General features: G+C 70.5%; 23 protein-coding genes. 13 read left to right on the forward strand and 10 right to left on the reverse strand.

All coding sequences use genetic code 11. From position 1 onward, the window contains the following. Positions 1–95: 95 nt before the first annotated feature. From ABZU76_RS28140 to ABZU76_RS28160, 5 genes are read right to left on the reverse strand one after another with little or no spacing between them, the layout of a single operon-like run. Entirely contained in the window at positions 96–1442 is a 1347-nt protein-coding gene (locus ABZU76_RS28140; RefSeq protein ID WP_354874718.1) for a serine hydrolase domain-containing protein, read from the reverse strand. 24 nt (positions 1443–1466) lie between these two features. Beyond that, entirely contained in the window at positions 1467–2090 is a 624-nt protein-coding gene (locus ABZU76_RS28145) for a response regulator transcription factor (protein WP_220244584.1), read from the reverse strand. Further along, entirely contained in the window at positions 2087–3259 is a 1173-nt protein-coding gene (locus tag ABZU76_RS28150; RefSeq protein ID WP_354874721.1) for a sensor histidine kinase, read from the reverse strand. The genes ABZU76_RS28145 and ABZU76_RS28150 overlap by 4 nt, the downstream gene beginning before the upstream one ends. Further along, the gene (locus tag ABZU76_RS28155) at positions 3256–4071 is read right to left on the reverse strand and encodes an ABC transporter permease (protein ID WP_354874723.1); all 816 of its coding nucleotides are present in this window, start codon (positions 4069–4071) and stop codon (positions 3256–3258) included. Before ABZU76_RS28155 ends, ABZU76_RS28150 begins: the two co-directional genes overlap by 4 nt. Continuing rightward, complete coding sequence (locus tag ABZU76_RS28160; RefSeq protein WP_354874724.1) at positions 4068–4907, reverse strand: ABC transporter ATP-binding protein; 840 nt, start codon at positions 4905–4907, stop codon at positions 4068–4070. The genes ABZU76_RS28155 and ABZU76_RS28160 overlap by 4 nt, the downstream gene beginning before the upstream one ends. Positions 4908–5121: 214 nt before the next feature. Between ABZU76_RS28160 and ABZU76_RS28165 the strand changes: the two genes are divergently transcribed. Both ABZU76_RS28165 and ABZU76_RS28170 read left to right on the forward strand, forming a co-directional pair. After that, on the forward strand, positions 5122–6840 hold the full coding sequence (locus ABZU76_RS28165; protein ID WP_354874726.1) for an SDR family oxidoreductase: 1719 nt from the start codon (positions 5122–5124) through the stop codon (positions 6838–6840). Positions 6841–6854: 14 nt separating this feature from the next. Continuing rightward, positions 6855–7430 carry a TetR/AcrR family transcriptional regulator gene (locus tag ABZU76_RS28170; RefSeq protein WP_354875082.1) on the forward strand — a complete coding sequence of 192 codons (576 nt, stop codon included), beginning with the start codon at positions 6855–6857 and terminating at the stop codon, positions 7428–7430. Between the two features lie 95 nt (positions 7431–7525). Here ABZU76_RS28170 and ABZU76_RS28175 read toward each other — a convergent pair whose 3' ends face one another. Both ABZU76_RS28175 and ABZU76_RS28180 read right to left on the reverse strand, forming a co-directional pair. Then, positions 7526–8671, reverse strand: coding sequence for a citrate synthase 2 (locus ABZU76_RS28175; RefSeq protein ID WP_354874728.1), 1146 nt, complete (start codon positions 8669–8671; stop codon positions 7526–7528). Further along, on the reverse strand, positions 8668–8823 hold the full coding sequence (locus tag ABZU76_RS28180; RefSeq protein WP_354874730.1) for a hypothetical protein: 156 nt from the start codon (positions 8821–8823) through the stop codon (positions 8668–8670). The genes ABZU76_RS28175 and ABZU76_RS28180 overlap by 4 nt, the downstream gene beginning before the upstream one ends. Before the next feature lie 152 nt (positions 8824–8975). Here ABZU76_RS28180 and ABZU76_RS28185 point away from each other — a divergent pair, with 152 nt between their 5' ends. From ABZU76_RS28185 to ABZU76_RS28235, 11 genes are all read left to right on the forward strand, one after another. After that, the gene (locus ABZU76_RS28185; protein ID WP_220244579.1) at positions 8976–9278 is read left to right on the forward strand and encodes an urease subunit gamma; all 303 of its coding nucleotides are present in this window, start codon (positions 8976–8978) and stop codon (positions 9276–9278) included. Positions 9279–9287: 9 nt separating this feature from the next. Next, entirely contained in the window at positions 9288–9593 is a 306-nt protein-coding gene (locus tag ABZU76_RS28190; RefSeq protein WP_354874732.1) for an urease subunit beta, read from the forward strand. Between the two features lies 1 nt (position 9594). Continuing rightward, positions 9595–11316 (forward strand): urease subunit alpha, encoded by a 1722-nt coding sequence (locus tag ABZU76_RS28195; protein WP_354874734.1) that lies wholly within the window; start codon positions 9595–9597, stop codon positions 11314–11316. Then, positions 11316–12002 (forward strand): urease accessory UreF family protein, encoded by a 687-nt coding sequence (locus ABZU76_RS28200; protein ID WP_354874736.1) that lies wholly within the window; start codon positions 11316–11318, stop codon positions 12000–12002. The genes ABZU76_RS28195 and ABZU76_RS28200 overlap by 1 nt, the downstream gene beginning before the upstream one ends. Beyond that, positions 11959–12705, forward strand: a complete 747-nt coding sequence (gene ureG, locus ABZU76_RS28205) for an urease accessory protein UreG (RefSeq protein WP_354874738.1) — start codon at positions 11959–11961, stop codon at positions 12703–12705. Before ABZU76_RS28200 ends, ureG begins: the two co-directional genes overlap by 44 nt. Beyond that, positions 12702–13400: an urease accessory protein UreD gene (locus tag ABZU76_RS28210; RefSeq protein ID WP_354874740.1), complete on the forward strand. Its 699-nt coding sequence runs from the start codon at positions 12702–12704 to the stop codon at positions 13398–13400. The genes ureG and ABZU76_RS28210 overlap by 4 nt, the downstream gene beginning before the upstream one ends. Positions 13401–13898: 498 nt before the next feature. Further along, positions 13899–14516 carry a TetR/AcrR family transcriptional regulator gene (locus tag ABZU76_RS28215; RefSeq protein WP_354874742.1) on the forward strand — a complete coding sequence of 206 codons (618 nt, stop codon included), beginning with the start codon at positions 13899–13901 and terminating at the stop codon, positions 14514–14516. A 159-nt stretch (positions 14517–14675) separates the two neighbouring features. After that, positions 14676–15359 (forward strand): pyridoxamine 5'-phosphate oxidase, encoded by a 684-nt coding sequence (gene pdxH, locus ABZU76_RS28220; protein WP_354874744.1) that lies wholly within the window; start codon positions 14676–14678, stop codon positions 15357–15359. 291 nt (positions 15360–15650) lie between these two features. Next, the gene (locus tag ABZU76_RS28225) at positions 15651–16991 is read left to right on the forward strand and encodes an MFS transporter (RefSeq protein WP_354874746.1); all 1341 of its coding nucleotides are present in this window, start codon (positions 15651–15653) and stop codon (positions 16989–16991) included. Between the two features lie 24 nt (positions 16992–17015). Beyond that, the gene (locus tag ABZU76_RS28230; RefSeq protein WP_354874748.1) at positions 17016–17546 is read left to right on the forward strand and encodes a hypothetical protein; all 531 of its coding nucleotides are present in this window, start codon (positions 17016–17018) and stop codon (positions 17544–17546) included. Between the two features lie 38 nt (positions 17547–17584). Further along, the gene (locus ABZU76_RS28235) at positions 17585–18946 is read left to right on the forward strand and encodes an APC family permease (RefSeq protein ID WP_354874750.1); all 1362 of its coding nucleotides are present in this window, start codon (positions 17585–17587) and stop codon (positions 18944–18946) included. On the opposite strand, the gene ABZU76_RS28240 is transcribed toward ABZU76_RS28235, so the two are convergent. From ABZU76_RS28240 to ABZU76_RS28250, 3 genes are read right to left on the reverse strand one after another with little or no spacing between them, the layout of a single operon-like run. Next, positions 18906–19334 carry a DUF5958 family protein gene (locus tag ABZU76_RS28240; protein WP_354874752.1) on the reverse strand — a complete coding sequence of 143 codons (429 nt, stop codon included), beginning with the start codon at positions 19332–19334 and terminating at the stop codon, positions 18906–18908. The two genes, ABZU76_RS28235 and ABZU76_RS28240, sit on opposite strands and share 41 nt — an antisense overlap. After that, positions 19331–20140 carry an MBL fold metallo-hydrolase gene (locus ABZU76_RS28245; protein WP_354874754.1) on the reverse strand — a complete coding sequence of 270 codons (810 nt, stop codon included), beginning with the start codon at positions 20138–20140 and terminating at the stop codon, positions 19331–19333. The genes ABZU76_RS28240 and ABZU76_RS28245 overlap by 4 nt, the downstream gene beginning before the upstream one ends. Then, complete coding sequence (locus ABZU76_RS28250) at positions 20140–20718, reverse strand: TetR family transcriptional regulator (protein WP_354874755.1); 579 nt, start codon at positions 20716–20718, stop codon at positions 20140–20142. Before ABZU76_RS28250 ends, ABZU76_RS28245 begins: the two co-directional genes overlap by 1 nt. Positions 20719–20720: the final 2 nt, after the last annotated feature.

Here is a 20720-nt window from a genome sequence, read left to right on the forward strand (position 1 = left end):
ATACCGCTACCGCCCCCAATGTGGCGTTCGGTGCGCTCAACGCACCGAACGCCGCGTTGGGTGCGCTCAACGCAACCAACGCCACATTGGGGTGCTCAGCGCCACCCGTTCTCGTCGACACCGCCCGGAACCGGCGCGGCGGGGTCGTACGGCGTGCGGGTGAAGATGAACGTCGCGAGGTCGAGGTGGTTCGCCGTGCCCGACGCGTCGCGGCCGACGGTGAGGGTCTCGCCGGTGTAGTACCCGTCGAGGCCGAGCCAGGTGTCCGGGCCGGTGGACCGGAAACGGGACGCGCGCCCGCCGCCGTTGGCGGGGTCGAGCGAGATGAGGTCCGACCTCAGCACGCGCAGGTGGTACGGCGTCGGGCCCCAGTGCCACAGGCCCGTGAGCGCGAGCAGCGCCGGGTCCACAGTGGACGGCTCCCACTCGTCGGGCAGCGCGGGCTCGAGCTCGTCGGTCATCGTGAGCAGGTCGAGGGTCAGCTGCGTGATGCCGACGCCCGCGGTCGCGTTGGTGAGGCACAGCGCGCCGGTGCCGGTGGCCGCGTCGACGAGCGAAGCGGCGAGGAAGCCCGGCATCGAGCCGGTGTGGCCCGCGAGGTGGCGACCCTCGTAGCGCACCACCATCACGCCGAGGCCGAAGCCCGTGGTCCAGACCTCGGTGTCGTCGACGGTGTTCATCATCCGCATCTCGGCGACGGTGTCCTCGCTCAGCACGCCACCGGTGTGGCCGCCGATGAACGAGGTCCAGCGGCCGAGGTCCTTGATCGTCGACCAGAGCTGGCCGGCCGGGGCCATCGCGCCGGCGTCGGGCGAGGGCTCGGGCAGCAGGACGTCGGCGAACGGGTGCACGGCGAAGCCCTCGGCGTGCGCGCCCTGGGGGTGCGGCGTCGTGCGGGTCATGCCCAGCGGCGTGAGGATCTCCTCGCGCACGACGTCGAACCACGGCTTCCCCCGCAGGCGCGCCACCAGCTCGCCCAGCACGCCGAAGCCGACGTTGGAGTAGTGGAACTTGAAGCCGGGACGCAGTTTCGTCGCGTCCTTGTCGAGGCTCGCCACGAGCGCGGCCCAGTTGCCGCCCGGCGTGCGTTCCCACCACTGGCCCGGCGACTCCGAGGTGAGGCCGGAGGTGTGCGAGAGCAGCTGCGCCACCGTCGCCGTGGCGAACGCCGTGCCGGGCAGGTGCTTCTCGATCGGGTCGGTGAGCTCGAGCCGGCCCTCGTCGCGCAGGCGCAGCACGGCCGTGGCGATCATCGTCTTGGTGATCGAGCCGAGGCGGTACTGCGTGTCGTCGTCGGGGCGCGCGGAGCCGACGCGGCCGCGCGCGCCGGACCACACGAGGTTCCCGTCGCGCACCACGGCGGCGACGAGGGACGGCGTGCGGGAGGACGCCTGCTCCCGCGCGAGCCGGCGGTACAGGGCGAGTTCGGTGGAAGCGAGCATGCGGGCCATTCTGCCCCGCGCGGCTCAGCCCAGCAGCTGCCGGTCCAGCGCCGTGGTCACGGCCGCGGTGCGGTCGGACACGCCGAGCTTGCCGAACACGCGCAGCAGGTGCGTTTTCACCGTCGCCTCGCCGATGTGCAGCGAGCGCCCGATTTCGGCGTTCGTCAGTCCCTTCGCGACGAGCCGCAGCACCTCGACCTCGCGCGCCGACAGTGGCGACGCGGGTTCCGGGTTGCGCACGCGGTTCACGAGCTTGCCCGCCACCGACGGCGCCAGCACCGTCTCGCCGCGCGCCGCCGCCCGGATCGCGCCGGCCAGCTCGGCTCGGGAAGCGTCCTTGAGCAGGTACCCCGCTGCGCCCGCCTCGACGGCCCGCAGGATGTCGGCGTCGGTCTCGTACGTGGTGAGCACGACGATCCGCCGCTTCGGCGTCTCCTTGAGGATGCCGCGGATCGCGCCGACGCCGTCGAGGCCGGGCATGCGCAGGTCCATCAGCACGACGTCGGGCTGCTTCACGCGGTCGAGCGCGATGGCTTCGTGGCCCGAGCCCGCCTCACCGACGACGGTCAGATCGGCCTCGGCCTCGAGCATCCCGCGCAGGCCTTCGCGCACCACGGGGTGGTCGTCGACCAGCATGATCGTGATCACGCGGGCACCTCCAGCTCGAGTTCCGTACCGCCGTCCGCGCCGCCGCGCAGGCTCAGCCGTCCGCCCACCTGCTCGACGCGCGAGCGCATCCCGCGCAGGCCGAAGCCCTCGGTGGGCGCGTCGGGGGAGAAGCCACGGCCGTCGTCGCGCACACGCAACCGTACCGCTCCGTCCACAGCGGACAGTCGCACCAGCACCGAGTCCGCGCCCGAGTGCTTGCGGACGTTGGCAAGCGCCTCCTGCGCGCCGCGCAGCAGTACGACCTCGGTGGCCATGGCCAGCGGTGGCAGGGGATCGTCCACTTCGTACTCGACGTGCAGGCCGGCTTCGTCGGCGAGGCGCTCGGCCGCGCGGCGCACCGCGTCGGTGAGGGTCCCGGCCGCGAGGTCCGAAGGTGCGAGCGCCGCCACCATCGCGCGGGCCTCGGCGAGGTTCTCGCGGGCCGTGGCCGACGCCAGCGCGAGGTGCCGGCGGACCGCCACCAGGTCGGTGTCCAGTTCGGACTCGATGGCCTGCGCGAGCGTGACGATACTGGTGAACCCCTGCGCCAGCGTGTCGTGGATTTCGCGCGCCAGGCGTTCGCGTTCGGCCGCCGTGCCGGCCTCGCGCGAGAGCCGTGAGACCTCGGCCTGGCTGTCTTCCAGCTGCCGGATGAGCTCGGCACGCGCGGCGCTCTGCTTGATGACGTCGGTGGTGAACTTGCCCGCCAGCACGCTGAACACCACGAGGATCGCGGTCATCGGCAGCAGGATCGGCAGGCTCGGGTTCTCCCAGCCGCCACGGACGACTGCGGCCACCGGGTCCAGCAGGATCAGCACCGTCGTGAGCACGATGCCCGGGCGGATCTCCTGCAGCATGAACAGCATCGGGCACGCCATGAACAGGATGAACGAGGCCGTGGTGTCGGAGAAGATCGCCGTGGCCACGAACACCACGAGCACACCCGTCGCGGCAGCGCGGGGAACGGGGTTGTCGTCGGTGCGCACGATCCGGCGCCCCGCCGCGAAGTAGCCGAGCAGCAGCGCCGCGAGCACGGTCTCCGCGACCACCTTCTCCGCCACGGAGACGTCGTCGAAGAACACCAGGAGGGCGGTCGCCAGGTAGACGACCGCGAACAGCACCTCCCAGACCCAGAACGAGCGCTCCCACGCGTCGTCCGGGGGCGTCACTTCGCTTCGTTCGTCCACCGGAACGTGAGCCTCGCGAGCACGAGCCCAGCCACGCACCAGGCGCCGAGCACCAGCGCCACCATCGGAAGTTCCCATGACCCCGCCATCTCCTGACTCGCGGCCGCCTCCGGGAGGAAGACCGACCGGAAACCCTGGCAGATCCATTTCAGTGGGAAGAAGGACGCGATGTCGACCATGATTTTCGGCAGGTGCGTGATCGGCGTGACGAACACGCCCGAGATGAACTGCAGCACCAGGTAGACCAATTGCACCACGGCCACCGTGCCGTTGGCGGTGCGGGTGAGCGAGCTGATCGAGATGCCGAGCAGCGTCGAGGAGATCACGCCGAGCAGCATCACCCAGACCAGCGTGGCCCACTTCTCGCCGTCGGCCGGCAGCTTCAGCCCGAACAGCAGCATCGCGACCGCGGCCATGATCACCGTCTGCGCCACGCTCGTCACGAGCACCATGATCATCTTTCCGATGAAGTACGACGCGGCGGGCATCGGCGTGCCGCGCAGGCGTTTGAGCGCGCCCACCTCGCGGTCGGCCGCGATCCCGATGCCGACGCTGTTGAACGACGTCGACACGATGCCCGCGCCGATCATGCTCGCGGCGAGCAGCTGGCCCGACGAGACGCCGGCCTGTCCGGTCGGTCCGTCCAGAATGGACCCCAGCAGGATCATCAGCACCGCGGGCATGGAGAAGGTGAAGACCACCTGCTCCTTGTTGCGGAAGAACTGCCGCAGCTCGAAGCTGCCTCGCGCGGCGCCGAGGGTGAAGGTGCCCGGGAGGGCGAGTGCGGTGGTCACGATTTCTCCCCGATCAGTTCAAGGTAGATGTCCTCCAGGCTGGGGCGCGTCACGGTGAGGCCGGTGAGCTCCCTCGTCCCACCGGACACCTGCGTGACGAGTTTCGTCGGGTAAGCGGTGCGTTCCTCGTGCTCCCCGGTTTCGTCGCTCCACCGCACGATCGCCTCGGCCTGGCCGCGGCCCCCGAGCGTTTCCGGGGACCCCTGGGCGACCACGCTGCCGTCGGCGATCACCACGAGCCGGTCGGCCAGCGCCTCCACCTCGTCGAGGTAGTGCGAGGTCAGCAGGATCGTGGTGCCCTCCTTCGCGAGACCTTCGATCAGGCCCCAGAACTGCCGCCGCGCCTCCGGGTCGAACCCCGTGGTGGGCTCGTCGAGGAAGAGCAGCTCGGGCCGGCCGATGATGCCGAGCGCCACGTCGACACGGCGGCGCTGCCCGCCCGAAAGGGACTTCACGCGGGCGCCGGCCTTTTCCGTGAGGCCAACCTGGTCGATCACCGCCTCCGGGTCTCGCGGGTTGGGGTAGTACTTCGCGAAGTGCCGCACGGTTTCCGTGACGGTCAACTCCGCCGCGTCGGTCGCTGTCTGCAGCACGATGCCGAGCCGGGAGCGCCACGCACGGCCGGCCCTGCCGGGGTCTTCGCCGAGCACGTCGGCTTCGCCGGACGTGCGCTGCCGGTGTCCTTCGAGGATCTCGACGGTGGTGGTCTTGCCCGCGCCGTTGGGCCCCAGAAGCGCGAACACCTCGCCGTGGTGGATGTCGAGGTCGAGCCCACCCACGGCGACGTGGCCGGGGTACTCCTTGCGCAGTCCGCGCACCCTCACTGCTGTGGTCATGGCTCAATCCTGCGGCCACGCACTGTCGCCGCGGAACGTCCGGCCAGTGGAATCCGGCTGTCCACCGAACGGTGGACACGAGCCGGTGTTTCCCGTGGAACCAGCGAAAACGCCGTTGCGAACCCCGGAGATCACCCACTGCACGAACGCCCGGCAGACGGCAACCGCCGCCGAGGTGAACCGTCCCTATTGACGAATTGTCTAACATGACAGAATGTCTCACAAGCAGGTGACCGCCAGTGACGGTGTCCGCCTCTCGGTCCGCGTGACCGGCGCCGCGGACGGACCCACGGTCGTGCTCGTGCACGGCTACCCGGACAACGGCTCGATGTGGGACGGCGTGGCGGCCGAGCTCGGCCGCCGCCACCGCGTCGTGGTCTACGACGTACGCGGTGCGGGCGAGTCCGACAAGCCGAAGGCGCGCAGCGCGTACCGCCTCGACCAGCTCGCCTCCGACCTCGCCGCGGTCGTCGACGCCGTGCAGCCGACCGGCAAGGTGCACCTGCTCGCCCACGACTGGGGCTCGATCCAGACCTGGCACGCGGTCACCGGCGACGAGCTGCGCGGGCGGATCGCTTCGTACACGTCGATCTCGGGCCCGAGCCTCGATCACGCCGGTGCGTGGTTCCGCTCGCAGCTGCGGCGGCCGTCGGGTCTGCCGCGTGCACTGAGGCAATTCCTGCACTCGTACTACATCCTGCTCTTCCAGCTCCCGCTCGTGCCGGAGCTGGGCTGGCGCTCGGGGATCGTGCCCGCGTTGATCCGCCGGCTCGATCCGGCCGAGGGACACGTCTCGACGGCCGACGCCGTGCACGGGCTGAAGCTGTATCGCGCCAACATGTTCACGCGCCTTTCCCGGCCCGCGCCGCGTTCGGCAGACGTGCCGGTGCAGGTGCTCGCGCCGTCGGGCGACGCGTTCGTGACCACGCCGCTGCAGACGGAGATCTCGCGCTGGGTGCCGGACCTGCGCGTGCGGCGGCTGACCGGTTCGCACTGGATCGCCCGCAGCAATCCGGACGTCATCGCCTCGGCGACGGCGGAGCTGATCGACCACGTCGAGGGCGGCGAGGAGAGCCGGGCGTTGAAACGCGCTCGCGTCGGCGACGCCGGGCGTGGCCGCTTCGCCAACCAGCTCGTGGTCGTCACCGGGGCCGGCAGTGGCATCGGGCGTGCGACCGCGCTGGCATTCGCCGACGAAGGTGCCGACGTGATCGTCACCGACCTGGACGAGGTCGCGGCGACGGAGACGGCGAAGCTGGTGCGGGACAAGGGCGTCGAAGCCGGTGAGTACACAGTGGACGCCGCCGACGGCGACGCTGTGGCCCGGTTCGCCGAGCAGATGCGCGCGGAGTTCGGGGTGCCCGACATCGTGGTGAACAACGCCGGGATCGGAATGTCCGGGCCGTTCCTGGCCACGTCGCTCGCCGACTGGGAGAAGGTGGTGGACGTGAACCTGTGGGGCGTGATCCACGGGTGCCGCGCGTTCGCGCCGATGATGGTCGAGCGCGCCGAGGGCGGGCAGATCGTGAACCTCGCGTCAGCCGCCGCGTACCTGCCGTCGAAGGTGCTCACGGCGTACGGCACCACGAAGGCCGCGGTGCTCGCGTTGAGCGTCGGGCTGCGGGCGGAACTGGCGGGTCACGGCATCGGCGTCACGGCGATCTGCCCGGGTCTGGTGAACACCAACATCACCAGCACCACGCGATTCGTCGGCGTCGCGCCGGACGAAGAAGCGCGGCGGCAGAAGGCGTCGACGAAGCTCGACGCGCGGCGCGGCTTCGGCCCGGAGAAGGTGGCGCGCGACATCCTGCGGGCCGTCGAGCGCGACCGCGCGATCCAGCCGTCGACGCCGGAGGCGAAGGTCGCACTGGTCCTGTCGCGCCTGACGCCCGGCCTGCTGCGCGCGGCGGCGAAACTGGACGTCACCCCGTGAGCCGCCCGCGCCGGATGACCCCGCAGGCCCGGCGCGACGACCTGATCGCCGCCGCGCTGGACCTGTTCGGCAGCCGCGCGCCGGAACTGGTGACGGTGGACGACATCGTCGCGCGCGCCGAGGTGTCGCGGCCGCTGTTCTACCGCTACTTCCCGAGCCTGCGCGAGCTGCAGGTCGAGGCGCTGCGCACGGTGACCGACGGCCTCGTCGACGGCCTCGCGCACCTCGAGAAGGGGCCGCCGGAGGACCGGCTGCGCACGGCCGTGCGGGGGCTCATCGACGTGGCCGATCACTACCGCGCGGGCTACGTCGCCTTGCTGCGCAGCGGTTCCGTGATCGCGACCTCGGAGACGGACGCGGCCATCGACGAGGTGCGCAACCGGTCCGTGGAGCTGATCCTCGACGCGCTGGGCCTGGCCGAGCCGTCGCCGCTGGTGCTGCTCACACTGCGGTGCTGGACGGCCGTGGTCGAGGGCGCGCTGCTGTCGTGGCTTCAGGAACGCGACGTGCCCCGCGAAATCCTCGACGGCTGGCTCGTAGACCAGCTCACGGCGATGCTCACCACGACCGCCGCCCACGACCCTGCCTGACCCGACCACCCCAATGCGGCGTTGGTTGCGCTCAACGCACCGAACGCCGCATTGGGTGCGTTGAGCGCACCGAACGCCACATTGGGGTGCTTTGGTCAGTGCTTGGTGACGGTTTCCCAGCCCTCGACGTCCTCGGGCTTGCGGGGCTCCGGGCCCACGTACTTCGCCGACGGGCGCACGAGGCGGCCGGTCCGCTTCTGCTCCAGGATGTGCGCCGCCCAGCCGGCGGTGCGCGCGGAGGAGAACATCGCGGGCATCATGTGCGGCGGCACCTTCGCGAAGTCCAGGATCACGGCGGCCCAGAACTCCACGTTGGTCTCGATCGGGTGGTCCGGGCGGCGCTCGCGCAGCTCGGTCAGCGCGGCCTGCTCCAGCGCCGCGGCGACCTCGTAGCGCTCGGAGCCGAGCTCCTGGCAGGTGCGGCGCAGCACGCGGGCGCGCGGGTCCTCCGCGCGGTACACGCGGTGGCCGAAGCCCATCAGGCGCTCCTTGCGGTCGAGGATGCCCTTGACCAGGCCGGCGGCGTCACCGGTCCGCTCGACCTCTTCGATCATCGGCAGCACGCGCGCGGGCGCACCACCGTGCAGCGGGCCCGACATCGCGCCGATGGCACCCGAGAGCGCGGCGGCCACGTCGGCGCCCGTCGACGCGATCACGCGCGCGGTGAAGGTCGACGCGTTGAGGCCGTGCTCGGCGGCCGAGACCCAGTAGGCGTCGAGCGCCTTCACGTGGGCCGGGTCCGGCTCGCCGCGCCAGCGGACCATGAAGCGCTCGGTGATCGTCGAGGCCTCGTCGACCTTCGACTCCGGCACGGCCGGCTGCGAAATGCCGCGCGCCGACTGCGCGATGTAGGACAGCGCCATCACCGACGCGCGCGCGAGCTGGTCGCGGGCCTGCTCGTCGGTGATGTCGAGCAGCGGTTCGTAACCCCAGATCGGCGCGAGCATCGGCAGCGCCGCCTGCACGTCCACGCGTACGTCGCCCGTGTGCACCGGAAGCGGGAACGGCTCGGCCGGCGGGAGCCCGTTGCCGAAACGGCCGTCTACGAGCAGGCCCCACACGTCCCCGAAGCTCACCTTGCCGGCGAGGTCCTCGATGTCGACACCGCGGTACCGCAGCGCGCCGCCGTCCCGGTCGGGTTCGGCGATTTCGGTGCGGAACGCCACCACGCCTTCGAGGCCGGGGCGGAAGCCGTCGTCGGCCTGGTCGGAGTTCGTCTGCTTGATGGTGGAGGTAGTCACTTCGCGAACCTTTCGATGCGCATTTCCCCGGCTTTGTCTGACCACTCGCGCTGACGGGATACACGCAACTCGGCGCGCCTCATCGCACGGTTGGACAAACCTTGCTCCTCTGCCGAGCCGTGGGCAATGAAAGATGTGGTGGTTTCGGTCACGATTCCGAGAACGATTCAGTCCAGGAAGGCGTGTCGCGGCAAGTTCTTCGGCAACGGGCTGTGACCGAGCCCGAAGACGCGCGGTGTACCGGAGGTAAATCCTGTGTTTCCGAACCCGGCGACGCGGCGGGCCCGGTGATACAACCTGTCGCATGCACCTGAGCCCGCAGGAACGCGACAAGCTGCTGGTCCACGTCGCCGCCGATGTCGCGCGCCGCCGGCTTGACCGCGGCGTGCTGCTCAACTACCCCGAGGCCGTCGCGCTGATCACCGACCACGTGCTCGAAGGGGCGCGCGACGGCCTTTCCGTGAGCGAGCTCGCATCGAGCGGACGCAGCGTGCTCTCGCGTGCGCAGGTGCTTTCCGGAGTGCCCGAAATGGTCGACTCCGTGCAGGTGGAGGCCACTTTCCCGGACGGGACGAAACTCGTCACCGTGCACGACCCGATCGTCTAGGAGAAGCGCGTGCGGCCAGGCGAGATCATCCCCGGCGACGAGCCCGTGGAGCTGAATCCCGGACGGGAGAGGGTGCGGCTGCTCGTGCGCAACCTCGGTGACCGGCCCGTGCAGGTGGGTTCGCACTACCACTTCGCGGCGGTGAACCCGGGTCTGGAGTTCGACCGCGAAGCCGCGCGAGGGCACCGGCTCGACGTGCCGGCCGGGACGTCCGTGCGGTTCGAGCCGGGCGTGGAGCGGGAAGTCGATCTTGTTCCGCTGCGGGGAAACCGGCGGGTGCCGGGGTTGCGCACCGAATATGCCGGGGAGTTCTGAAATGCCCCGAATCGATCGTGAGCGTTATGCGGAATTGTTCGGTCCGACCACCGGTGATCGGATCCGGCTGGCCGACACGGACCTGCTCATCGAGGTGACCGAAGACCGGTCGATGGGCCCGTCGGGTTCCGGCGACGAGGTGCTCTTCGGCGGCGGCAAGGTCATCCGCGAGTCGATGGGCCAGGGCATGGCCACGCGCGCGGAAGGCGCCCCCGACCTGGTCATCACCGGTGCCGTGATCCTCGACCACTGGGGTGTGGTGAAGGCCGACGTCGGCGTGCGCGACGGGCGGATCGTCGGCATCGGCAAGGCCGGCAACCCCGACACGATGGACGGTGTCGACCCGGCGCTCGTGATCGGTCCGGCGACGGAAGTCCTGTCGGGCAACGGGAAGATCCTCACCGCGGGCGGCATCGACTGCCACGTGCACTTCGTCTGCCCGCAGCTCGTGGACACCGCGCTCGCCGCGGGCCTGACCACGCTCGTGGGTGGCGGCACCGGGCCGAACGAGGGCACCAAGGCCACCACCGTCACGCCCGGCGCGTGGAACCTCGGCCGCATGCTGTCCGCAATGGACGGTTACCCGGTCAACGTCCTGCTGCTGGGCAAGGGGAACACCGTCCGGCACGAGGCTCTGCGCGAACAGCTGGCCGGCGGTGCCGGCGGGTTCAAGCTGCACGAGGACTGGGGCACCACGCCCGCCGCCATCGACGCGTGCCTCACCGTGGCCGACGAGTCCGGCGTGCAGGTGGCCATCCACACCGACACGCTGAACGAGGCCGGCTTCCTCGAGTCCACTGTGGAGGCGATCCGCGGCCGCTCGATCAACGCGTACCACACCGAAGGCGCCGGCGGTGGCCACGCGCCGGACATCATCCAGGTCGTCTCGCTGCCCCACATCCTGCCGTCCTCGACCAACCCGACGCGCCCGCACACCGTCAACACGCTCGACGAGCACCTCGACATGCTCGTGGTCTGCCACCACCTCAACCCGTCGGTGCCCGAGGACCTGGCGTTCGCCGAGAGCCGGATCCGGCCGAGCACCATCGCCGCCGAGGACGTGCTGCACGATCTCGGCGCCATCTCGATGATGAGCTCCGACTCGCAGGCCATGGGCCGCATCGGCGAGGTGATCATCCGGACCTGGCAGACCGCACACGTGATGAAACGCCGCCGCGGCGCCCTGCCCGGCGACGGCGCGGCCGACAACCTGCGCGCGCGTCGCTATGTCGCCAAGTACACGATCAACCCCGCCATCGCCCACGGCATGGACGCCGAGATCGGCTCGGTGGAGGTCGGCAAGCTCGCGGACCTCGTGCTGTGGGAACCGAAGTTCTTCGGCGTGCGCCCGCACGTGGTGCTCAAGGGCGGCTTCCCGGCGTGGGCGGCGATGGGGGACGCGAACGCGTCGATCCCCACTCCGCAGCCGGTGCTGGCGCGGCCGATGTTCGGCGCCGTGCCGCGGGTGGCCGCCGCGTCGAGTCTCCATTTCGTGGCGCCGGAGGCTCTCGATTCGGGGCTCGCGGAGACGTTCGGCATCAACCGGCCGCTGGTCGCCGTCGCGAACACGCGGGCGCGGACCAAGGCCGACATGGTGCTCAACGACGCGACCCCGGACGTGCGCGTGGAGCCCGACAGCTTCGCGGTGCTCGTGGACGGTGAGCTGATCGAGCCGATGCCGGTGACGGAGCTGCCGATGGCTCAACGGTACTTCTTGTTCTGATGGACCTCTCCGCGCTGATCCTCGCCGACTCCCGGTTCCCCGGGGGCGGACACGTGCACTCCGGCGGCCTGGAGGAAGCCGTGAGCCGCAAGCTCGTGAGGACCGAGGCCGACCTGCCGGGCTTCCTGCTCAGCCGCCTGCGCACGGCGGGCGCGCTGTCGGCCGCGTTCGCCGCGGCCTCGGCACACGCCGCCGGCCGTGGTGTCCATAGTGGACACTGGCGGCGGCTCGACCAGGAGCTCGACGCGCGCACGCCCTCTCCGGCCCAACGCGTGGCGTCGCGGGCCCAGGGCCGTGGCACCGCGCGGGCCGGGGCCATCGCGTGGCCGTCGCCGGTGCTGACCGCGCTGCTCGCCGAGACGCCGCGGCCGCACCACCCGATCGTCTGCGGAGCGTTGGTGGGTATCGCCGGTGGTGAGCCGGCCGAGGCCGCGGCGGCCGTGGCGTACCTGGCCGTGAGCGGGCCGGCGAGCGCGGCCGTGCGGCTGCTGGGGCTCGACCCGTTCGCCGTCAACGCCGTGGTGGCGCACCTCGGCGCCGAGGTGCGCGCCGTGGCCGGGGCCGCCGCCGACGTCGTCGGGCTGGACCCGGCGGACCTGCCTGCGCCGGGCTCACCCGCGTTGGACCTGTTCGCCGAGGCGCATGCCCGGCACCACGAGGAAGAGGTGCGTCTCTTTGCCAGCTGAACACGGCCACGGTCATGGTCACGGTCACGCCCATCCGGTCAGCTTCGATCCGACGAAGACCGAACCGGACCACTACGCACCCGCCCCGACGGCCGGGCGCGCTTACCGCATCGGCATCGGCGGTCCTGTCGGCAGCGGCAAGACGGCGCTGACGGCGGCGCTGTGCCGCGCGCTCGGCGGTGAGCTCAACCTCGCCGTGGTCACCAACGACATCTACACCACCGAAGACGCCGACTTCTTGCGCAAGGCCGGCGTCCTCGCGCCCGAGCGCATCGCGGCCGTGCAGACCGGCGCCTGCCCGCACACCGCGATCCGCGACGACATCACCGCCAATCTCGACGCCGTCGAGCAGCTCGAGGAGCGCTTCCCCGGTCTGGACCTGGTCATCATCGAGAGCGGCGGCGACAACCTCACCGCCGTGTTCAGCCGCGGCCTCGCCGACAGCCAGGTGTTCGTGGTCGACGTCGCCGGCGGCGACAAGGTGCCGCGCAAGGGCGGCCCCGGCGTGACGACGGCCGACCTGCTGGTGATCAACAAGATCGACATCGCCCACCTCGTCGGTGCGGACCTCGACGTGATGACCTCCGACGCGCACCGCATGCGCGGCGAGCTGCCGGTCATCGCGCAGTCGCTCGTGGACACGCCGGACGCGGCCGCCGTCGCGCAGTGGGTGCGGTCGGTGCTGCCGGTGCGCGCGGGGTGAAGGCCCACGCGCGGGTGGTCGCGCGCTTCGAGGACGGCCGCACGGTGCTGCGTGAGCTGCGCTCGATGGCGCCGCTGACGTTGTTCCCGCGCCGCCGCACCGGGCGGCAAGCCGTGGTGCACCTCGTCAGCTCCGCCACCGCGCCGCTGGGCGGCGACGAGTTGCTGCTCGACGTCCGCGTCGGGCCCCGCGCGGAGCTGCGGCTGTCCGGGGTGGCGGCGACGCTGGCGTTGCCGGGGCCGTCCGGTGGCCGCAGTTCGTCCACTGTGGACATCGAGGTGGCCGACGATGGTTCGCTGGCCTACCTGCCCGAGCCGATGGTCGTCACCGCCCGCGCGGACCACGTGGCCGTGCTGCGCGCGAGGCTCGGGGAAAATTCCCGTTTCCACACCCGGGAAGTCCTGGTATTGGGCCGCGCGGGTGAACGGCCCGGCCGGCTCACCACGTCCACGCACGTGCTCCGCGGCGGAGTGCCGCTGCTGCGCCAGACGCAGACGATCGGCGACCCCGCGCTGGACGGCGGACTGGCGGTGCTGGCGGGCAAGCGGGTGCTCGCGACCGACCTCGAGGTGGGTTTTCCCGCGCGTCCCACGGCTTCGGGCGACTGGTGGGCGCGCACCTCGCCGGCCGCCGGCGTCACGCTCACCACGGCGCTGGCGGAAGACGCCGTGGTTGCCTTGCGGCTGTTGCCTTGAAACGCTTGGGCTGCTAAAACTTCGTGCCCAGCCAGCGCACGTCGACCGGGAACGCCGACACGGTGTTCCAGCGAGGGGAAGCCCTGCCAGTCCACGTCGGTACCGAGCGCGCGGCGGCGTCCGCGCTGTGTCGCGCACGCCGGACCGCGGATCGGCGCGTGCCGCCGTGACGCACCGGTGCAGAACAGTGTTCAAGCGCGAGGTGCAGGGACGATTCCCAGGCGTGGCAACGACTTAGCTTTCGGTGATCGCCTGTGGTGGGGCCTGCGCGAGCCGGTGTTCCGCTGCTCGATACCGTGATCGCCGCGGGTTCGACGGCGCGACCGTCCGCCGGACCGTGCGCGTGGGCCGCGTTTCGTGAATGCTCGACGGAGTGGCCACCGCGATTACCGGAATCAATTTTCGAGCGCTCCCGCGTCCGTTCGATCGGTAATTGGGATTTTCACAAGATGGACGCCGGTGTCGCCCTTGGGCGGCGCGCGGCGGGAAGGAGGGCCGGTGGCCCGTACCTACGGTGGCGTCCCGCCGGAGCAGAGACGCGCCGAGCGCCGGGAGCGGCTGCTGACGGCCGCGCTGGAGCTGTTCACCTCGACGGGCTTCCGGCAGGCGAAGATCACCCAGTTGTGTACTCGTGCCGGGGTGTCCACCCGGAACTTCTACGAGGAGTTCGGCAGCAAGGAAGAGGTGCTGCGGACTCTGCACGACCGGATCAACTCGCTCGCGCTCACGCACGTCTCCGCCGCGCTGGAGGAGGTCAAGGACGCCGACGCGATGACGCGCATCGCGAAGCTGCTCGACGTCTTCGTCGCGACCGTGACCATCGACCCGCGCATGCCACGGCTGAACTACGTCGAGGCCGTGGGCGTGAGCCCGGAGCTGGAAGCGCAGCACCAGGTGTGGGTGGACCGCTGGGCCACGTTCATCGAGACGGAGGCGCGCCGCGCGGCCGAAGCCGGCGCCGCGCCGGATCGGGACTACCGGCTCACGGCGATCGCGCTCGTCGGCGCCGCCACGGGTCTGCTGCGCGAATGGCAGGCGCACGAACCGCCGTTGCCGGTAGAGGACGTCGGCACCGAGCTGCGGGGGTTGATGCTGGCGGCGATCACGCGATCTTGATCGATTCGGGACCACGGGGTTAACCGCGGGTTACGCCACCCGGTCCGGTGAGGGTGGCAGGAGTCACCGTTCGGTGGGTTTCGCCGCAGCTGGGGAGCCAATACCGTCTCCGGATACCGATGAGTCGACACCCTCACCAGGGGTACGGAGGTTGGGGCCATGATGCCGGAGACCGACGAGGTGGCCGACGTAGCCGACGCGGTGGTCCGGCTGCCCGGGATGCGGGTGGCCTACGACGGCGCTCCGTTCGACGAGACGGCGCTCGCGGCCACCTGGACCGAGCAACTGCAGAACTGGCTGGGCCAGGCGATCTCCGAAGGCGTCGCCGAACCCAACGCGATGGTCCTCGCCACGGCGGATCACGAGGGTCACCCCTCGTCGCGCACGGTGCTGTGCAAGGGGCTGGACGAACGCGGCGTGGTGTTCTACACGAACTACACGTCGGCGAAGAGTCACGACCTCACGGCCACACGGTATGCGTCGGCCACGTTCCCCTGGTACTCGCTGCAGCGGCAGGTGACGGTGCGGGGTGAGGTGGAGAAGGTCGGCTCCGCGGAGACGGCTGCGTACTGGGCGCAGCGGCCGCGCGGGTCTCAGCTTGGGGCTTGGGCTTCGCCGCAGTCGCGGATCGTCGACGGCCGGCGGGCGTTGGAGAACGCGCTGCGCGGGATCGAGCGGCGGTTCGGAGATGTGGAGCAGATTCCGGCGCCGCCGCACTGGGGTGGCTGGCGGATCCGGCCTGATTTTGTGGAGTTCTGGCAGGGGCGGGAAGACCGGATGCATGACCGGTTGAGGTTCAGGCGGACGGATGATGGGTGGCTGGTGGAGAGGTTGGCTCCCTGATCTGGTTTTCCGTTGCCGAGTGTCCGCTGGTTGCTTCGGGTGGGTTCGTCGCCGTTGCGGTGAGCGGTGGGCACCCCGATCTTTGATTGTTTCTGTGAAGGGCGCGGGGATCGAGGTGCAGGGGCGGGTCTGGGTGCACGGTGAGTTGGGTGCATCGGTGGCCGTGGGGTAGGTGGGTTCGGCTGTCGGGTTGTGGTGGGTGAGCTCTACTGAAAGCGGCATTTCGGGCGGTGTGGTCGGCGATCAAAATCACCCGCGGGGCGATAGTTAGCGCGGCTAAGATAGTGAGTCGTGAGTTCTGATCCGGGGGCGGCGCGCCCTCGTCGGGGGGCGCGGGGAGTCCTCGGGCGCATCGTGGTCGATACGCGGCCGTTGAAGATTCCGGCGTTCCGGCGGTTGTGGATGTCGACGGCGGTGACCGCGGTCGGGTCGCAGCTGACTGCCGTGGCGGTGCCGAAGCAGGTGTTCGACCTGACGGGGTCGTCCGGGTATGTGGGGCTGACCGGGGCCGTGGCGCTGGTGCCGCTGCTCGTGTTCGGGTTGTGGGGCGGCGCGATCGCTGATGCGGTCGACCGGCGGAAGCTGCTGCTGGTCACGAACATCGGTGTGGCGGTCTCCTCTGCGCTGCTGTGGTTGCAGGCCTTCGCGAACTTCCACTCCGTGACGCTCGTGCTGGTGCTGCTCGCGGCCAACCAGGCGTTCTTCGCGATCAACATGCCCACGCGCGGCGCCGTCGTCGCGCGGCTGGTGCCGCCTGAACTGCTGCCGTCGGCGAATGCGCTGAACACGACGATGTCGACGTTCGGCGCGGTGTTCGGGCCGCTGTTCGGCGGGGCGCTGATCCCCGTGATCGGCCTGTCGACGCTGTACCTCGTCGACGTGTGCGCGTTGCTGATCACCCTCATCTCCGTGTGGCGGCTGCCGCCGATCCCGCCGCTGAACGGACCGTCGCGGCGCGCGGGCTTCGGCGATGTGGTCGAGGGGTTCCGCTACCTGGCCAAGCAGAAGGTGCTGCTGGCGTCGTTCGTCGCCGACATCATCGCGATGGTCGCCGGAATGCCGCGCGCGCTGATCCCGGAGATGGCCGAGCGCACGTTCGGCGACCCGCCGGGCGGCGGTCCGGCGCTGGGCCTGCTCTACGCGGCACTCCCGGCCGGCGCGATGCTGATCGGCCTGTTCTCCGGCTGGCTGCACCGCGTTTCGCGGCAGGGCGTGGCCGTCGTGGTCTCGATCTGCCTGTGGGGTGCGGCGGTCGCGGCGTTCGGGCTCGCGCACTCGCTGTGGCTCGCGGTGATCTTCATGGCGCTGGCCGGCGGCGCCGACATGGTCAGCTCCGTCTACCGCCAGGCCATCCTGCAGACCGCCACCACCGACGAGATGCGCGGCCGCCTCCAGGGCGTGTTCACGGTCGTCGTCGCGGGCGGGCCGCGGCTGGCCGACCTGACGCACGGCTGGGCCGGCGCCGAGTGGGGCACCGAAGCCGCCGCGACGGGCGGTGGGCTGCTGGTGATCGTGCTGGTGCTCGCGGCGATGCTGGTGCTGCCCGCGTTCTGGCGCTACCGCGCGCCCACGGGAGAGGCCAAGCCGGAGCCGGTCGCGGCCAAGGGCGCCGAACCGGTCGCGGGGGACTAGTCCGAACGGCCTAGCATGCCGGGCATGCGTGTTTATCCGGTCGCCCTGTTGCTCACCGCCGCCGCGCTCACTGCCTGCTCCTCGGGTGAGCAGCAGGCCGCTCCGCCGAAACCGTCTTCCACGACGCCCGCGCCGCCAGGTTCGACGTGCTCGCTCCTGTCGGCCGGCGAGGTCGGCAACGCCATCAAGATCCCCGGCGTCACGTCGAAGGTCGGCCCGAACCAGGAGAACGCCGGCAACGGCGGCAAAGCCACGAGCTGCGAGTACCTCGTCGGCGACAAGCAGGCCGGCGCGCTGGCCGTGACCCGTTACGAGGGCCGCCAGGCCAACCCGGCCGAGATGGTCGCGGCGATCAAGAAGGCCAAGCCGGGCGCCGTCGACGTGCCGGGCTTCGCCAACGGCGCCGTGTACTACGTCGATGAGCAGAAGACCGCGACGCTCGCCACGGCCAAGATCGCCAAGGGTGTGCCCGTGCTCGTCAACTACACCGGTCCGGTGAAGATGACCCAGCAGATGATGGTTCCGCTGGTCAAAACGGCTGTCACCGCCATCTGACTTTCGCGAGTCAGCCGGACAAGGCAGACTATTCGCCCATGACGGACGTTAGGGCGGACGGTCCGCAGGTGGGTGGGCCGGGTCTCCGACGCGTGATGGGGCCGAAGCTCCTGTTGTTCTTCGTGGTCGGCGACATCATCGGTACGGGGATCTACGCGCTGACCGGCCAGGTCGCCGGCCGGGTCGGCGGCGCGCTGTGGCTGCCGTTCCTGCTGGCGTTCGTGGTCGCGTTCATGACCGCGTTCAGCTACCTGGAGCTGGTCGGCAAGTACCCGCGAGCCGCGGGCGCCGCGCTGTACACGAACAAGGCGTTCGGGGTGCCGTTCCTGACGTTCATGGTCGCGTTCGCGGTGATGTGCTCCGGCATCACGTCGGCGTCGTCGGCCGCGGTCGCGTTCGGTGCGACGTACCTGGCGGCGTTCGTGAAGCTGCCGATGGTGCTGGTCGGGATCGTGTTCGTGATCGCGCTGGGACTGATCAACTTTCGCGGCGTGGGCGAATCGGTGAAGGCCAACGCGGTGCTCACCTGTATCGAGCTGTCCGGCCTGCTGATCATCATCGGCGTTGGGGTGTGGGCTGTGATCAACGGCGACGGCGAGCCGTCGCGGCTGGTCGAGATCAACACCGCCGACAAGACGTGGCTGGTGGCGATCACGTCGGCCACCTCGCTGGCCTTCTTCGCCATGGTCGGCTTCGAGGACTCCGTGAACATGGCCGAGGAGTGCCACGACCCCGTCCGCATCTTCCCGAAGGCGATGCTCTGGGGCATGGTCATCGCGGCGACGATCTACGTGCTGGTGTCCATCACATCCTCGCTGCTCGTCCCGGCCGGTGACCTGGCCGCGGCCAAGAGCAGCGCGCTGCTCACCGTGCTTGACGTCGGCGCCCCCGGCTTCCCGCGCGAAATCTTCTCGGCCATCGGCCTGTTCGCGGTCATCAACTCGGCGCTGATCAACATGCTCATGGCCAGCCGCCTCCTCTACGGCCTGGCCAACGAGCGCGTGCTGCCGTCGGTCTTCGGCCGCGTGCACCCGACGCGCCGCACGCCGTGGGTGTCGATCATCTTCACCAGCGCCATCGCGATCCTCCTGGTGTCCTTTGTGGACATCAGTGCGCTCGGCGGCACCACGGCGTTGCTGTTGCTCGTGGTGTTCGCCATCGTCAACGTCGCACTGCTCGTGCTGCGCAAGGACAAGGTGGCGCACAAGCATTTCCGCGCACCCACCGTGATCCCCGTGCTCGCGGCGATCTTCTGCCTCTACCTCGTGAGCCCGCTGTCGGGCCGCCCGGCGAGCGACTACCGCGTGGCGGCCATCCTGCTGGGGGTGGGTGTGGTGCTGTGGTTCGTGAACTGGTTGGTCAAGCGGGGTCTTGACCGCCGTTCGGAGAGCGTGGGGTAGGCGGGTGGTGCCACCAGTGAGTGCAATCGCCGCCGCAGCGCTGTCGACGACGCTCGTCCGCGACGCTGAGGAGGCCGACGAGGAGGCGGAACGCACTGCGCTGCTGGTCGGGCGGGCGCAGCTCGGTGAGCTTGCGTAGCTGGACCGCCATCGGTTCGGGTATCCGTCCGGCCAACGCGACCACCACCGCGGTGTTGCCTGGCTTCAGCCCGACCCGAGTAGCGGCCTCCGCCACGTCGTCGGCGGTTGCCCTGGCTTGACTGCAGTACTCCTGCAGTCGGCTCAGTGCGGTGCGGCGGCCATGCTGGTCGAGGGATTCGAACAAGGCCACGCCTTCGTCCAGCGGGCGCAGGCCTTGGGCGAGCTCGTTCAGCAGTTCGGGTCTCATGTCCGGGTCCTCTGGCTGAGGCGTTCGAAGTCGGTGAGGTCGTGGGCGGCGAAGATGGTGACGTCGCTTGTCAGCCGCAGCTCGCGGAGGCGCTGCTGGTTCTCGATGCGCTGCTCGGGCACCGTCTGCACCAACCGTTCGAACAGCTTCAGGCCCGGCGGGATCCGGGCCGGTTCGTCGATTTCGGAGTGGTAGAAGTAGGCGTCGCCGGCGTTGAGGAGCCAGCCGGTGTCGGTGTGCACGGCGACGCCGGCGTGGCCGGTGGTGTGGCCGGCCAGGGGGATCAGCGCGACGTCGGGCACGCCGTCGAGCTCGCGGACGGCGGAGAAGCCGAACCAGTCGTCGCCGGCGTCTTCGTAGGGCGTCCACTGTGGACCGTGGGCGAACTGCACGCGCCGGTACCGCTTGTTGCCCGCGTGGTAGGCCGCCAGTTCGGCCGCGTAGACGTGCACACGGGCCTGCGGGAAGTCGACGAGGCCGCCCGCGTGGTCGAGGTCGAGGTGGGTCAGCACGATGTCGCGCACGTCGGCCGGGTCGAAGCCGAGGGCGCGGATCTGGCTCACGGCGGTTTCCGCGGCCCGGGACATGGGCTTCGACAGGGTGAGGAACCGGCGACCCAGCCAGCGTTCCGGGTCGGCGACGGCGGGCGTGCCCATGCCCGTCTCGATCAGGACAAGGCCGGTGTCGGTCTCGAGCAGCAGGCAGTGGCACACGAGTGTGGCGTGCCGGAACAGGCCGGGGCGGCCGTCGACGAGGCGGCCGCCGATCGGGGTCATGGTGCCGCAGTTCAGGTGGTGCACGCGCATCAGGCGAACTCCCTCTCGACGGTGGTGTGCAGGTGGGCGGCGATGTCGCGAAGAGGCGTTACGTCGCGGCGGGTCTTGGCGAACAGCAGCGCGCCTTCGATCGACGCGAGCGCCACCGTGGCCAGGGACGCAGCGCGGTCAACCGCAAGACCCTGGGCGGTGAAGTACTCGGCCAGACGCGTGTGCCAGCCGGCGTAACCGTCCTGGCAGGCCTCGCGGATCGGTTCGCTCTCCGCGGCGGCCTCCAGCGCGACTGTCGCAAGTGGACACCCGCGCCGGAAGCCGGACTCGGTGAGCGAGGCGGCGAGGGCGTCGACCAACGCGTCGATCGCCGAAGCCGGGTTCGGCGCGGCCGCGACCACGGCGGTCAGCACGTCGGCCACCCGTTCGCTCGACAGCCGTACGGCCTCGGCCGCCAGCTGCTCCTTGCCGCCGGGGAAGTGGAAGTACAGCGAGCCCTTCGGGGCTCCGCCCGCGGCGACGAGCTGCGTGAGGCCGGTGGCGTGGTAACCCTGCGCCTGGAACAGCTCGGCGGCGGAGTCGAGCATGCGGCGGCGGGAGTCGGTGCGGCGGACCATGC

It is taken from the genome of Amycolatopsis sp. NPDC005232, from assembly GCF_040607795.1.
Taxonomy (GTDB): Bacteria; Actinomycetota; Actinomycetes; order Mycobacteriales; family Pseudonocardiaceae; genus Amycolatopsis.

Bases quoted from the DNA above. Each gene is read 5' to 3' on its own strand.
- ABZU76_RS28170 (WP_354875082.1), top strand. From the start codon at position 6,855: ATGACCCCGCAGGCCCGGCGCGACGACCTGATCGCCGCCGCGCTGGAC.
- ABZU76_RS28250 (WP_354874755.1), bottom strand. From the start codon at position 20,718: ATGGTCCGCCGCACCGACTCCCGCCGCCGCATGCTCGACTCCGCCGCC.
- ABZU76_RS28165 (WP_354874726.1), top strand. From the start codon at position 5,122: ATGTCTCACAAGCAGGTGACCGCCAGTGACGGTGTCCGCCTCTCGGTC.
- ABZU76_RS28160 (WP_354874724.1), bottom strand. From the start codon at position 4,907: ATGACCACAGCAGTGAGGGTGCGCGGACTGCGCAAGGAGTACCCCGGC.
- ABZU76_RS28195 (WP_354874734.1), top strand. From the start codon at position 9,595: ATGCCCCGAATCGATCGTGAGCGTTATGCGGAATTGTTCGGTCCGACC.
- ABZU76_RS28235 (WP_354874750.1), top strand. From the start codon at position 17,585: ATGACGGACGTTAGGGCGGACGGTCCGCAGGTGGGTGGGCCGGGTCTC.
- ABZU76_RS28240 (WP_354874752.1), bottom strand. From the start codon at position 19,334: ATGAGACCCGAACTGCTGAACGAGCTCGCCCAAGGCCTGCGCCCGCTG.
- ABZU76_RS28200 (WP_354874736.1), top strand. From the start codon at position 11,316: ATGGACCTCTCCGCGCTGATCCTCGCCGACTCCCGGTTCCCCGGGGGC.
- pdxH (WP_354874744.1), top strand. From the start codon at position 14,676: ATGATGCCGGAGACCGACGAGGTGGCCGACGTAGCCGACGCGGTGGTC.
- ureG (WP_354874738.1), top strand. From the start codon at position 11,959: ATGCCCGGCACCACGAGGAAGAGGTGCGTCTCTTTGCCAGCTGAACAC.
- ABZU76_RS28140 (WP_354874718.1), bottom strand. From the start codon at position 1,442: ATGCTCGCTTCCACCGAACTCGCCCTGTACCGCCGGCTCGCGCGGGAG.
- ABZU76_RS28185 (WP_220244579.1), top strand. From the start codon at position 8,976: ATGCACCTGAGCCCGCAGGAACGCGACAAGCTGCTGGTCCACGTCGCC.
- ABZU76_RS28230 (WP_354874748.1), top strand. From the start codon at position 17,016: ATGCGTGTTTATCCGGTCGCCCTGTTGCTCACCGCCGCCGCGCTCACT.
- ABZU76_RS28245 (WP_354874754.1), bottom strand. From the start codon at position 20,140: ATGCGCGTGCACCACCTGAACTGCGGCACCATGACCCCGATCGGCGGC.